The organism is Petrotoga sp. 9PWA.NaAc.5.4 (assembly GCF_002895485.1).
Classification (GTDB): Bacteria; Thermotogota; Thermotogae; order Petrotogales; family Petrotogaceae; genus AZRK01.
This window is the reverse complement of record NZ_AZRK01000002.1, coordinates 231,780-245,919: the sequence shown is the minus strand read 5'-3', so window position 1 is coordinate 245,919 and position 14,140 is coordinate 231,780. Positions and strand designations below refer to the sequence as shown.

The 14,140-nt window shown below is 30.3% G+C and carries 12 protein-coding genes; 6 read left to right on the top strand and 6 right to left on the bottom strand.

From position 1 onward, the window contains the following. Positions 1 to 377: 377 nt before the first annotated feature. From X924_RS02520 to X924_RS10410, 6 genes are all read left to right on the top strand, one after another. Complete coding sequence (locus X924_RS02520; protein WP_121957371.1) at positions 378 to 1,670, top strand: extracellular solute-binding protein; 1,293 nt, start codon at positions 378 to 380, stop codon at positions 1,668 to 1,670. Then, positions 1,660 to 2,541, top strand: coding sequence for a carbohydrate ABC transporter permease (locus tag X924_RS02515; protein ID WP_121957370.1), 882 nt, complete (start codon positions 1,660 to 1,662; stop codon positions 2,539 to 2,541). The genes X924_RS02520 and X924_RS02515 overlap by 11 nt, the downstream gene beginning before the upstream one ends. A gap of 19 nt (positions 2,542 to 2,560) precedes the next feature. Continuing rightward, a complete protein-coding gene (locus tag X924_RS02510; protein ID WP_121957369.1) occupies positions 2,561 to 3,379 on the top strand; it encodes a carbohydrate ABC transporter permease in 819 nt (272 codons plus the stop codon). 78 nt (positions 3,380 to 3,457) lie between these two features. After that, positions 3,458 to 4,876, top strand: coding sequence for an MFS transporter (locus X924_RS02505; RefSeq protein WP_121957368.1), 1,419 nt, complete (start codon positions 3,458 to 3,460; stop codon positions 4,874 to 4,876). Positions 4,877 to 4,924: 48 nt separating this feature from the next. Next, positions 4,925 to 5,632, top strand: coding sequence for a FadR/GntR family transcriptional regulator (locus X924_RS02500; protein ID WP_121957367.1), 708 nt, complete (start codon positions 4,925 to 4,927; stop codon positions 5,630 to 5,632). Positions 5,633 to 5,749: 117 nt separating this feature from the next. After that, positions 5,750 to 6,589: a LysM peptidoglycan-binding domain-containing protein gene (locus tag X924_RS10410; RefSeq protein WP_304528437.1), complete on the top strand. Its 840-nt coding sequence runs from the start codon at positions 5,750 to 5,752 to the stop codon at positions 6,587 to 6,589. 4 nt (positions 6,590 to 6,593) lie between these two features. On the opposite strand, the gene yqeK is transcribed toward X924_RS10410, so the two are convergent. The 6 genes from yqeK to X924_RS02465 form a co-directional block, all read right to left on the bottom strand. Continuing rightward, positions 6,594 to 7,169, bottom strand: coding sequence for a bis(5'-nucleosyl)-tetraphosphatase (symmetrical) YqeK (gene yqeK / locus X924_RS02490; RefSeq protein ID WP_121957366.1), 576 nt, complete (start codon positions 7,167 to 7,169; stop codon positions 6,594 to 6,596). 391 nt (positions 7,170 to 7,560) lie between these two features. Then, positions 7,561 to 7,842, bottom strand: a complete 282-nt coding sequence (locus X924_RS02485) for a DUF503 domain-containing protein (RefSeq protein ID WP_121957365.1) — start codon at positions 7,840 to 7,842, stop codon at positions 7,561 to 7,563. Positions 7,843 to 7,848: 6 nt separating this feature from the next. Further along, the gene (locus tag X924_RS02480) at positions 7,849 to 8,376 is read right to left on the bottom strand and encodes a cob(I)yrinic acid a,c-diamide adenosyltransferase (protein WP_121957364.1); all 528 of its coding nucleotides are present in this window, start codon (positions 8,374 to 8,376) and stop codon (positions 7,849 to 7,851) included. Positions 8,377 to 8,651: 275 nt separating this feature from the next. Continuing rightward, positions 8,652 to 10,718 (bottom strand): elongation factor G, encoded by a 2,067-nt coding sequence (gene fusA, locus X924_RS02475; protein WP_121957363.1) that lies wholly within the window; start codon positions 10,716 to 10,718, stop codon positions 8,652 to 8,654. A 21-nt stretch (positions 10,719 to 10,739) separates the two neighbouring features. After that, positions 10,740 to 12,422 carry a phosphodiester glycosidase family protein gene (locus X924_RS02470; protein ID WP_121957362.1) on the bottom strand — a complete coding sequence of 561 codons (1,683 nt, stop codon included), beginning with the start codon at positions 12,420 to 12,422 and terminating at the stop codon, positions 10,740 to 10,742. 243 nt (positions 12,423 to 12,665) lie between these two features. Beyond that, a complete protein-coding gene (locus tag X924_RS02465; protein ID WP_121957361.1) occupies positions 12,666 to 13,976 on the bottom strand; it encodes a thymidine phosphorylase in 1,311 nt (436 codons plus the stop codon). Positions 13,977 to 14,140: the final 164 nt, after the last annotated feature.

Here is a 14,140-nt window from a genome sequence, read left to right as displayed (position 1 = left end):
CATTTTAAATTCAAAATTTTATTCTTAGAAAATTCTCATTTCTAAAGTCGCTGTTTTTTTATACTGCCTTTAGAAATTCTAAAACGCTATGAACCGCCATAAACTCAAATGCTTACTTTCTGAAAAATTAATATTTCTAAAGTGTAGACTTTGTTACTGTTCTCATCATAAATTACTGGTAATACCATTATATCACTTTAAATTTTTTTGTCAAATTTAGAAAAAAGAAGATTATATAAGAAACTGTTGAATAATTAGATATAAAAAGCGATAATTGTTTCTTATTACAGCTAATTAAAAATTTTTACAGTTGCATAAAGGTATTACCAGTGATAAAATAAAAATGTAGCATTCCATCTTGAAAGGAGGTAATTTTTATGAAAAAGGTATTATCTTTTTTGTTGGTAGTTTTTTTATTGTTTGGAACGTCTTTATTTTCTCAGCCTTACAAAGGAACTACAATAAAAGTATTAGTTTGGGACGATGCATTAACCATAGCCGTTGATTCAATGATTAAAGACTTTGAGAATAAGACAGGGATAAAAGTAATTTTGGAAAGATTACCAAGTGGTTCGATGCTTGAAAAAACTGCCTTATCTGTCTCTATGAATAAAACTGATTACGATTTAGTTGCTGTAGACGAACCTTTTATACCACAGTTTGGAAATCTTTTTATACCCTATTCAGACTGGCCAGAAGGTAAGGTTTTCGAAAAAATAGATCTTGAAACAGATTTGATTTCGGGAGTCGCAGAAGGCTCATATTGGAATGGTGAATATAGAGGACTTCCGATAAATGGCAATGTGTACGTTTGGATGACAAGAAAGGATATTGTAAATAATTACAAATATAAAGAAGAATTTCACAAACAATATGGATATGAATTAGATATACCCAAAACCTTTGACCAGTTATTAGATATTAGTAAATTCTTATCAAGTAAAGGGATATATGGTTTTGCTCCCTTCACGAAAAACGCTGAAGGAGCTACATGCGAAGCAATTTTTATGTTCGAAGCATACGGCACGAATGTATTAGAAAAAAATGGTGACAGTTACAAGGTTGTTTTAGACAAAGAAAAAGCTATTCAAGCAATGAATATGTACAAAGAGCTTTGTAAATATGCACCTCCTGGTTGGCAAGACATGGGACATTCAGAAAGGATAGCTTACTTTAATCAAGGAAAAGTTTTTTCTATGTTCCAATGGCCTGCTATGATTCCAGATCACGAAGATTTTGAAAAATCTGTTGCTGCGGGAAAAATACATTATAGTGCGCCTCCTGCCGGACCAGCAAAAAAAGCAGCCATAAGAGGAACATGGATGTTAGGAATACCAAAAGCATCTAAAAATCAAGCTGCTGCTGCAGAATTCGCTTATTGGTGGTCTTCTTATGAAGCTGGAAAAGATTTAGTAAAAGCTGGAATGACTCCTGCAAGAAGAGATCTTTTATTGGCTCCAGAATTTGTTTCTGAGAAACCTTATTTCTTGGGAATTTTTGAGTCAATGAATTATTCTGTTTCAAGGCCAAGATTCGAACATTATGCAGAAATATCTGATGTTATAAAAGTTAATTGGTTAGCAGGAGTAACTGGCAGACTTACACCGGAAGTAGCTATAGATAATATTATAAAAGGAGTCAACGAGGTGCTTGTAAGATATGGTTATTAAAAGAAAGGGTACAGGGGAAAAGTCCCCTGTACTCTATTTTATATTACCTGCTTTAATCTTAGTTGGAGTTGTTTTGATTTATCCAATTCTATATGCCGTAGGAATATCTTTTTTTAATTGGCCTCTTGTGGATGAAACCTCCAGGGGTTTTATAGGAATATCTAATTATATAAGAATATTCCAAGATAAAGAATTTTGGCATGCCCTTTTACTGCAATTAGGATTTATATTTATAGCTATACCTTTAGAACTGATAATAGGTTTCTTTGTTGCAATCCTTTTAAACAGAGAGTTTAAAGGTGTTAAATGGATAAGGAGCCTTTTGCTTTTACCTGTTTTTGTTTTACCAGTTTTATCTGGATTAACGTGGCGTTTAATGCTTCAACCGGAGTATGGAGCGATAAGCTTTATATTAACTAAATTGGGTTTGCCACAAACCGCTTGGCTTGCAAAACCGGGAAGTGCTTATGCTTTTGTGATTATTCAAGATATTTGGAGAATGTGGCCTTTTATGTTCATGTTTCTATATTCAGGTCTTATTAATATACCAACTTCCTTATTAGAAGCTGCAGATTTAGATGGGGCAAGATTTTGGAATAAAACATTAAAAATAATAGTTCCTTTATTAAGACCAACTATAACTACAGCTCTATTATTAAGGCTTATTGATGCTTTACGTATTTTTTCAGAAGTTTTTGTTATGACTGAAGGTGGTCCAGGAAACGCAACAACATTATTGTCTTTGTATATTTATAAACAAGCCTTTAGATACTTTAATATAGGATATGCTTCTGCTATGGGAGTTATTTTGATAATAATAAGTTTAATAATAGCCATATTACTAGTTAGAAGAAACATAGACATAGATTAACTTATAGGGGGATGATGACATGAAGAAAAAACAAATTAAAAAAAATTTTCTTATATTGTTGAGTATTATAATTTTAATTATAGAATTATTTCCAATAGCAATTATAATTATAAACGGATTTAAAAAAGATATAGATATATGGTCAGCAAATCCTTTTAGTTTTAGACCTAGCTTAGATAGTTATAAAAAAATATTCCAGAGGAAAGACATTCTTTTAGGTATTAAGAATAGTCTTATCGTAAGTACATTATCTACTACTATTTCATTATTAGTGGGAGCAATGGCTTCGTATGCAATAGCAAGATTCAGGTTTAGGTACAGAAAGGTTCTATCATATTCTTTTCTTATTTCAAGAATGATACCCCAAATTTCTTTGGCTATTCCACTTTTTATGATGTTTAGATCTTTAGGATTAACGGATACTTTAACGGCTTTAATTTTTGCTCATATGAGTTTTAATATTCCTTATGTTATATGGGTGCTTCTTCCCTTTTTCTCAGGTGTCCCGATAGAATATGAAGAAGCAGCTTTGGTAGATGGATGTGACAAAAGAAAAATCTTTTGGAAAATTTTTTTGCCTCTCGTTGGTCCAGGATTAGTTGTTGCAGGAGTTTTTACTTTTATGATGTCATGGAACGAATTTTTATATGCTTTAGTTTTAACAAGTACTCAAGCTAAAACAGCGCCTGTTGTAATAAACGGGTTTATGGGTCAATATGCTCCTCAATGGGGACAGTTGGCTGCAGCAGGAACATTGATGTTGATTCCCATTTTTATAATTACTTTAACTTTTCAGAAGTATTTGATTGAAGGACTGAGCGGTGGAATAAAAGGGTAGCTTTTAATAATAAATGTGTTAAAACTATAAAATAGTGGTAAAATATATCCAAGAAATATTACATAAGGGGAGAAAATAATGGAGAGTGAAAAGCTATCTTTAAAAACTAAGCTTTTTTATGCTTCAGGGGATATATACGGGGGCGGAGCGTTCAACATTATCAATTTTTTTTACGCAATATTTTTAACCGATGTTGTCGGATTGAAAATGCAGTATATTGCGCCTATCTTATTGATTGGTAAGATATGGGATGCCCTAACTGATCCTATGATGGGTTATATTTCTGATAATACAAGAACAAAATTTGGAAGGAGAAGACCATACTTTTTAGCGGGGATTTTTTTGATATTCATTTCTTTTTTCATGCTTTGGTATCCAGTGAACTTTCCAAATCAATTGGGAAAATTTTTGTATGCTCTTTCGGCTTATTTAATTTTTACTACAGTTATTACGATGGTTATGACACCTTATACCGCTTTAGGTGCAGAACTAACCCTTGACTACAATGAAAGAACTTCTCTTAATTCTTATAGATTAGCTTTTTCGATCGGTTCTGGTTTAGCTTGTGCTGTTTTACCTATGTTGATTGTTAATGCTTTCGATGATGTAAGAAAAGGATACATTGCAATGGCTATTACTTTTGGACTTATTTTTTCTCTTCCATGGATCGGCGTCTTTTTATTTACAAGAGAAAGAAAAGAATTTGAGCATGAAAGAAGCTCTTTCAACTTTTTAAGTATGTTTTTTGAACCTTTTAAGATAAAAACCTTTAGACTTTTGATAACTTTATATCTTTTAGCATATTTATCCATAGATGTTGTATCTACCATCTTCGCTTATTATACTAAATATTATTTAGGAAATGAAGGATTGTTACCAATTGCTTTAGGGGCACTTTTTATCTCAGAAATACTATTTATCCCTTTTTACGCATTTGTCGCCAAAAAAACTTCTAAAAATATTTCTTATATATTGGGAGCAATAGTATGGTGCATAGCGAGCGTCATATTATTTAGTTTTTCTCGCAATGTGAGTACTTTTCAAGTAATTCTAATGGCAGCAATAATAGGCGCGGGCGTTTCTGGTGTTGCAGTTATGCCACATACGATGTTTGGAGATGTTACAGATGTAGCAGAACTAAGATTCGGTAAAAGAGAAGAGGGAAGTTTGAGTGGCCTTATGACTTTTATTAGAAAAGTTGCGTCCGGATTAGCGGTTGCGGGAGTAACTTTTGTATTGGGGGTAGCGGGATTTGTGAACCCAATAGACGGAGTCGAACAACTTCAACCAGAATCTTTCATTTTTGCTCTACGATTTATTATCGCGTTTGTTCCGGTGATTTTATTAATTTTTGGAATCATAGCTGCCATTAAGTATCCACTTGATTCGAAAAAGCACAAAAAATTGATAAAATATCTTGAAGAAAAAAGGAAAAATTTGCCTGTTGATCCTGATTTGGATAAGGAAATAGTAGAGTTAAAGAAAGAATTGATATAAGGATTTTTAAATATTAATAGTTTTATAGCTGTCAGAAGAGGTGCGAAAGTGATTGTGAATATAGATGAAATAAAAGGTTTTAAAAAGGATGGTAAAAGTAAAGAAATTATAGAAGACCTTTTAAAACAAATAGAAGAATCAAAAATAAAAATAGGAGATAAACTTCCTTCGGAAAGAATCTTAGCAAAACAATACAATGTTTCTCGAATAGTTATCAGAGAAGTTGTAAGTTATTTAAAGGCAATAAATGTGGTTGAAAGTATCCAGGGAAGCGGTAATTTTGTGCGAAATTATCCAAAAAATTCTTCTTTTGAAATAACGTTGCCAAATTATGATATTGATGATTTAATAGAAAGCAGGAAAATAATAGAAAAAGCTATTGCTTCTTTGGTTATTAAGAACTCAGATCAGTTATTAATAGATAAAATAGAAGAGATCCTTTTTGAGTTTAAGAGATCTATACAATCTAAAGATTTAAACAGTGTTTTAGAACAAGATTACAATTTTCATCAAATCTATGCACAATATTCAAAAAATTCAGTTATAGAAAATTTTTTGAATTATTTAACAAATTTTATGCATGAGAAATATTGGAAAGTTTTGAAAGAAGATTATTTATTTACTAATACCTATAATAAAAAAACTTTAGAAAACCATAAAAATATATTTAAAGCTCTAAAGGAAAAAGATTTAGATAAACTGCTATTCTTTATAGAACTCCACTATAAAACAATAATTGTAGGATTAAAAAAATAAAATCGATATAATTTATTTACCTTTTTTTCGTTAATATTTTACTAAAAAAATAATTTATATGATATAATCTAATAGTTAACTTCTTTCTTATTATCTTATGTAGAGGGGGAGACTTCTTTGAATTCTTTTCACAAAAGGCAGTTAGTGGTATCCCTGCTTTTTATTTTTTATGTTTCACTTTTTTCTTATTATTCGATTGTTGATCATGTTGTTCAACCCAATGATACTTTATACAGTATTTCAAGCAAATATGATGTTTCTATCTCTACTATCTTAGATTGGAATTCCAATATTTCTCCAAAAAATTTAAAAGTAGGGCAGATTTTAAAGATTCCTCAACCAGATGGTTTTGTTTATGAAGTTGAAAAGGGTGATACTCTTACTTATATAGCAAAACTCTTCTTTACAAGTGTAGAAGACATAATGAAGTCTAACAAACTTTCTAATACCAATGTTTATGTTGGCCAAAAATTGTTCATACCTACAAGTATAATAGGAAAAGGTTTTAACAAAGAAAAAGATATTATATGGCCTGTGTATGGTACTATTTCTTCTTCCTATGGATGGAGAGTCCATCCTATAACTGGCGAATATTCTTTGCATAAAGGAGTTGATCTTTCTTCTCCTCAAGGAGCACCGGTATTCGCAGCTGAATCTGGTAAGGTTGTATTTACGGGTGAAAATGGTGGATACGGTTTAATGATAGAGATAGAATCAGGTGACACTAATTATATATACGGTCATCTCTCAAAAATAAGCGTTTATGAGGGACAATATGTTCGAAAAGGTCAGCTGATAGCAAGAGTAGGTAATACAGGATTAAGCACGGGTCCCCATTTGCATTTTGAAGTAAAAAAAGCAGACAAACTTTATGATCCTCTTGTATTCCTTCCTTCAAGCAACAGAATCTACGTTTTGGATAACAGAGAAAATATTTATGGTATAGGTGGAAAATAGAAAACTATATTAATCCACAAATACGATTCCAAGTTTTGCAAGTATGTTCTAATATATAGCGATCCTTTAATAAAGAGTAACTGATTTTGTTTTTTATAACAAATTTATACCCATCATCCAAAGAGTTTAATGAGATTTTTCTTAGTTCTTCCACTCCTTTAAAATCTCTGTCATCAGAGGCTGAATCAGAAATAACAAGTACTTTACCTATTTTTCCCATAAATTCATAACCACTTGTATGGTAATACACAGCTTCATAAATTTCATCATCTATTTTGTATTTTCTTCTCAAAAATTCTGCGCTAATCATCCCATGTAAGAGAATCGGCCTATTTCTTTCAAATTCTGTGATAGGTATTTCATAGACTTCTGCAATTTTTAGTAATTTAAAAGCTTTTACTTCACGAAATAAATCATGGGAAAGAGCTGCAATTTTGACTTTTTCATTTGAAATACTATGTATTTCAGCTAACGTATTGGAGAATTCAAGAACGTTATATATATGTTTTAATCTTTTCTCTGATTTTATCATTATTATTAAATATCTTTCTAAATCATCTACGATTTTTCGAATTTGCAAAGGTTACCCTCCTTATAATTTATTAATATACACTTTAGAAATTTTAAAAATTAAGTTTTGTCAATATTTTAGTTTTAAATTTTTTCAAAAATACCTCTTCAGTTCTAAGCCTCAATAACTCTGAATTTTTTTAACTTTTTCGGTACTTGTATCGAAGAAAGAGGGAGAGGGCTCTGCCCTAGACCCGTTTTAAATTCAAAATCGTCAAACACTTTTGAAAAATCAACCACAAGCGAAGCTTCGCCCTGGACCTGTTTTAAATTCAAAAGCTTATTTTCTGAAAAATTATCATTTCTAAAGTACCTAATTTATTAAATTTATTACAAATTCAAATATTATTTCTTAAAAAACCATATTTTTTAAATGCAGGGACTTTACTTGCTTTGATGAATTAAAATATCAAATAATTCTCATCTTCAATTTCTAATCCCGGTAACATTTCTATCTCTTCTTCTATTTGTTCTATTAAATTAAGCAAATAATCTCTACTTTGACTTAGAGAGGCAACAAATATTCCTAAATAATTTTTAGAATCATTATGATTACCTTCTAATACAGAAATGTTATATTTTTTCCTTAGATTATTTGTCAATGACTTCACTATAGTTCTTTTTTCTTTAAGAGAATTCACTGAAAAAAGTCTAATTTTCAATTCTAATTTTAAACAAAACATATTTTTTCACCATTTTTTATATTCTACTTTACCTTCTAAATTTTCTTCAAATCTTGCCATTATAAATAACAAATCAGAAAGCCTATTTATATACTTTTTTAAAGTTTCAGATACTTTTTCATTCCTATCCAACGTTATTATTCTGCGCTCGGCTCTTCTCGCAATTGTTCTACAAATATCTAATTTAGATGATTGTAATGTATTACCAGGAATTACGAATCCTTTTAAATTTAATTCCCCTTCAAATCCGTAAACATAGTTAGTTATTCTTTCTACATCGATTTCTTCTATAGGATGTACATATGATTTGGATTTGGATGCCAATTCTCCTGCTATTTTAAATAAATCATTTTGTACTTCCTTTAATATTTGTTGAACTTTTTGAGATTTAACATAATGTTTTGCATCTGATAAAAAAGCATTCAATTCATCTATAGTTCCATATGCTTCTACCCTTATATTATCCTTAGGAACTCTTTCGCCACTCCAAAGAGAAGTTTCACCTTTATCTCCAGCTTTTGTTGAAATAGACATTAAATTAACCTCCTTTTAAATATTCAGTTTACTCAGTTTAAAAATTATAAAACTCCGATTCTATAAATGTTTTTAATCTTAGTTTTTTCAAAAATACCTCTTCAACTCTAACCCTTACTAACTATGAATTTTTTTACTTTTTCGCCACGTATAGCTAATGAAAGAGGGGAGAGCTCCGCCCTGAACCCATTATAAATTCAAAAATTTATTTTCCAAAAATCCTCTTTTCTGAAATACCTAAAACAAAAGGGGCAACAGCCCCTTTTTTATTTCTTTTACGCTTCTTCTCTTTTTCTTTCTTCAATTATTTTATTTTGTGTTTCTGGAGGGACTTCTGAATAGTGAGAAAATTTCATATTAAAATAAGCTTTCCCAGATGTTATGGAACTTAATTTAGGCGAAAAATCCAACATCTCGGAAAGAGGAATTTGAGCTAAAATCTTATCGTATCCTTTTCCCATTGATTCCATACCCATAGGTCTTCCTCTTTTTGCGGTAATTTCACCCATTACATCACCTGTATATTCTGTTGGTACAAAAAATTCTACGTTCATCATAGGTTCTAAAATCACAGGATTATCACTTTCCATAGCAATTTTAAAAGCATTCCTCGCTGCTATTTGGAATGAAATATCTGAAGAATCTACTTCATGATAGGACCCATCAACTAAAATTACTCTGATATCTACTACAGGGAAACCAGCTAAAACTCCTTTTTTCATGGCTTCTCTTATACCTTTGTCAACAGAAGGAATGAAATTTTTTGGAATCACTCCTCCAAAAATTTTGTCTACAAATTCATATCCTGCACCTCTCTCAAGAGGTTCTATTTCTATTTTAACATGTCCATACTGACCATGACCACCGGTTTGCTTTTTGTGTTTATATTCCGCTTGAGACTTGCTCCTTATTGTTTCTTTATAGGCAATTTTAGGTTTACCAACTTGAAAATCTATTCCGAAATTCTTTTTTAATTTTTCTATCATAATTTCTAAATGTATAGATCCCATTCCACTAATAACTGTTTCTCCCGTTTCCGAATCAAATTCCCACTTAAAAGTAGGATCAGATTCGGATAACTTTGCTAAAGAATCAGTTATTTTATCAATTTCATTTTGTGATTTTGGATTTATAGATTTTGAAATCATGGGTTCTGGAAATTCTGGAAGTTTGATTTTATAAGGTATTTCTTCTTTGTCGGAAATAGTTTCGTTTATTTTACTTGATCTTAATTTTGGTATAACTACGATATCTCCTACAGTAGCTTCCTCAATTTCTTCACTTTTTTGAAATCTTGGAATGTTAATGTGAGAAATTTTTTCTTTACTTGATTCTTCTACTATAACAATGTTTGATCCACCTTTCAAAGATCCACTGATAATTCTTATGTAGGTGAGTTTGCCAACAAACGGATCCACTTCATTTTTAACTATGAAACCTAACAAAAAGTCTAAATCATTAGAAGAAATTTCTTTATTATCAACAGTTTCGAATATCCTTTCAGAAGGATTTAAACCAAAATTTATCATTGCTTTTAATAATCTATCAATTCCAATGTTCTTTATAGAAGATCCTATAGTAATGGGTACTATTTCTCCTATTCTGTAAGACTGATGAAGAGTTTCAAATATTTCTTCATTTTTTAAGCTCTCTTCGCCTTCTTCAAAATATTTTTCCATAAGTTCTTCGTTGTTTTCAACGACATCTTCTATTAGTTCAGAATGATACATTTCAAAATATTTTTTGGCTTCTTCAGGCAAATCGTTTTGTTGATTTACTTTTCCAGAGGCAGAATCATAGACAAATGCTTCTTTTGTTAAAAGGCTTGTAATCCCCTTAAAATTCGAACCTTCTCCAATAGGAACTTGAATAGGTACTATTTTTACACCATCAGCAAACCTGTCTCTTATATTTTGAACGACCTTTTGAAAGTTAACTCCTTCTTTGTCCATTTGGTTTATAAAGAAGGTAATTGGTTTATTCAATTCTTTTGCCATATTCCAAATTCTTTCGGTAGTAACTTCTACACCTGAGGATGCATTGATAACGATTACTACATTATCAACAGCATTTAAAGCTACTTGGATATCTCCTATAAAATCAAGTGAACCAGGAGTATCAAAAAAATAAAGCCGCGAGTCTTCGAGGTCAACAGAAACTATATGATTAGAAAAAGTTGCTCCTTTTTCTTTTTCAATCGGATCTGTATCCAAATATCTTTGACCTATTCGATCTGCACTTGCATAATTTAAAAAAATGGCGTCCATCAAGGTGGTTTTTCCACAGCCATGATGACCAAAAAAACCTATGATTCTTTTGTTTTGCGAATTATAACTGCTCATAGTATCCCTCCATTTATAAGTCTATTTTTCGTAAACACTCAAAAGGACAGGTATGTTAGTTCTTGTTTTTCCATTTTTATAATTTTGAATTTCTCCGTTGTAATATACTATGGAAGAACTTCCTCCATCTAATAACATAGCTTTCTTGTAATTACCAAGTTTAAGCAATAAATTTTTCGTTTCATCATAAGTCAACCCTATTTCAGGGTTATCGTAACCTTCAATGACCATAAGAACTAACATGTTTTTATCATCTATTGCCACAACTGTTCTTGGACTTTTACTATATATAATTCCGTTGGAATAACTTCTTTTTTCGGCGTCTAAAAACTCTTGGCTATATTCATCATTTATTAAAATAGGGCCGCCTTCTAAAAGTAGAATAGGGTTTTCTATCAAATTTTCACTCTTATTCAAAGTTAACTCCATTTTAGAGCCTAAAGAAATATTTGTTACGTACTTTTCATACTTTTTATCTATTAAAAGCAATTTTTCATTTTCTGCAGGATAAGCTTTCCTTTTAGCTATTAATTCATTATCTGAGTTAAACAAAAAAAATAAATAATCTTTCTCTGTCTCTAAAATATTACCTTTGTAATGGTGAGTATATAGCTTTACATCACCTTTCCAATTTGAATTTATAGATTTAACCCAAAAGAGTAAATCTTCTATACTTATTAAGAATTCTAATTTTACGTAATCTATGTCGATCCTATTATCTTCAGTAATTATAAGAGCAGGCCTTGAATAAGAACTAAGATGTAACAACTCTCCGTCTGACATGATATTTCCAATTGGCTGTAATGTTTGTGTATCAAAAAAAGAAGCATTTATAGAAAAAAGCGGATTTTTTTCCTTTAAAAATTTATTAACATCGTAAGAGACTCCTAAATTGTTTAAATCAACCTTTATATCATATTTTTTAGGATCAACAACTAATTGATAAATTTTTATTTTTTCACCGTTTATTTCTTCAACTTTTTCTGAATATTGAAAATCCTTTTTTTGTGAAATATTTGCAAAGAGTCCATCACTTCGAGAAATTGGTTCGTTTTTAACAGTTACTTTTAGGTTTTTACCTTGTATATTAACATCATAAAGAAAATCACTCTTAAACTTTAAATATACTGTGTTGTTTGAATAAGAATAATTTACATTTGATGGAGCAATTAATAATTGAGACATAGGTTTCATAGTCAACAAATACTCATTTGTATTTGATATTTGTGTAAAAGTTATAGAACTGTGATCTAAATACGTATCAAATACGGCACTTATTTCATTGGTACTTACCTTTAAATCTACTATTTTAGGCAAATCAGAATAAAAAAATATATCTTCCAAACTTTTAAAATAATCTAAATTCAAAAAATATGATAAAACATCTTCTCTTATATATGTTTTGTTATTTATTAATATTACAGAATTATCATATTTATTAATAAAATTTATCTTCGAATAAAAATCATTCAAACTAATTTCCAAAACATCTTTTTTGTAAATAATGTAAATTACTCTTGAAGTTTTATTTATGATCATAGAATCGTATTTCGTTAGTTCTTCCACATTGATATAAAAACTACCTTGATTTTTTATTGTTTCAACATGAACAGGTAATTTGTTTTGAAAAAGAAAAATTGCGTCTGCTGAAAGAATAGAAGTTAATAATAAAAATAAAACACTAACTAAAAAAGTTTTTTTCATTCAAACTAATCCTCCATGCTTTAGAAAAAGATACTCTTTTTAGAGATTTTGAAACCCAGATTCTACAATTGTTTTCAATCTCAACTTTTCCAAAAATACTTCCATATTTTTAAAGCTCATTAATTATCTGTTTTTCTAACTTTTTCGGTACTTATATCAAAGAAGATGAGATTGGGACTTCGCTCCGAACTCACTTTAAATTCAAAACCTATTCTTCAAAGTTCTTAATTTCTAAAGTATCTATTAGAAAATTACATCATATATTATCTTTTTGTTAAGTTTATCAGAAATTTCTGGATGAATTGAATATGCTGAACTTAAAAGTGAAAAGGTCTTATCAACATCACTTTTGTCTGAAATGTATAGCTTAGCTATCGCATCGCCTTTTTCAACTTTATCACCAAGTTTCTTCAATATCTTTATACCAACAGAAAGATCTATGGAATCTTCTTTTGTTTTTCTGCCCGCACCTAAAGACATTGAAGCTAATCCAACTTTTTCTGTGTCTATTTTCGATATATATCCTGATTTTGTTGCTTTAAAGTCTAAAGTTTTTGAAGAAATATTCAATATTTCTTCGGGAAAATCTACAACGTTCTCGTCTCCCCCTTGAGCTTTTATCCATTCTTTCATTTTATCTGCAACTATTCCTTTTTCAATATTAAACAGCAATTTCTCTTTTGCCTTATTATAAGATATTATATCAGATAACTCAGCCATATAAGCAGCAATTTCTATACAAATCTCACTAAAATCATCAGGACCTTTTCCTTTAACTGTATTTATTGCTTCTAAGACTTCCAAAGAATTCCCTACAGTTTCACCTAATGGTTGATCCATATTCGTTAAAACTGATACTGCTTTTCTATTATGCTTTTTTGCAATACTCATCATGATTTTTGCAAGGTTTCTTGCTTCTTCTAAATCTTTCATAAAAGCACCTGAGCCAACCTTTATATCCAATACTATACCATCACTTAAAACAGCAAGTTTTTTGCTCATTATACTCGAAGCAATTAGTGAAAGTTCATCTACAGTAGCAGTAGCATCTCGTAAGGAATAAAGCTTTTTATCTGCAGGGGCTATATTAGCAGTTTGTCCAGCTATTACTAATCCAACTTTATTTGCTATTTTGTAAAAATCATCAACATTTAAATTGGTTTTAAATCCAGGGATGGCCTCTAATTTATCAATTGTTCCACCTGTATGACCTAAGGATCTTCCAGACAATTTTGCAACTTTAACTCCAAGAGTTGCTACCATAGGAGCGATTGCTATAGTGGTTTTGTCTCCAACTCCTCCGGTAGAATGTTTATCTATTTTTTTCCCGTTAATTTTGGAAAGATCTATATTATCCCCACTTTTTAGCATAATTTCCGTAAGATTGTAACTTTCTTCTTCATTCATATGCTTAAAATAAATTGCCATTAACCAGGCTGCCACTTGATAATCAGGAACTTCTTCATTCAAATAACCATTGATCATAAATTCTATTTCTTCTTTTGTATTGGCAAAACCATTCTTTTTCTTATCTATTATGTCATAAGGTCTCAATTATTTTCCTCCTTATATTATAATTATAGTCACTTTAGAAATTATAAAACTCAGATTCTATAAATATCTTGAATCTTAGTTTTTTCAAAAATACCTCCTCAACTCTAATCCTCGTAGAATATGATTTTTTTTACTTTTTCGCCACATCTAACGAAGAAGAGGGG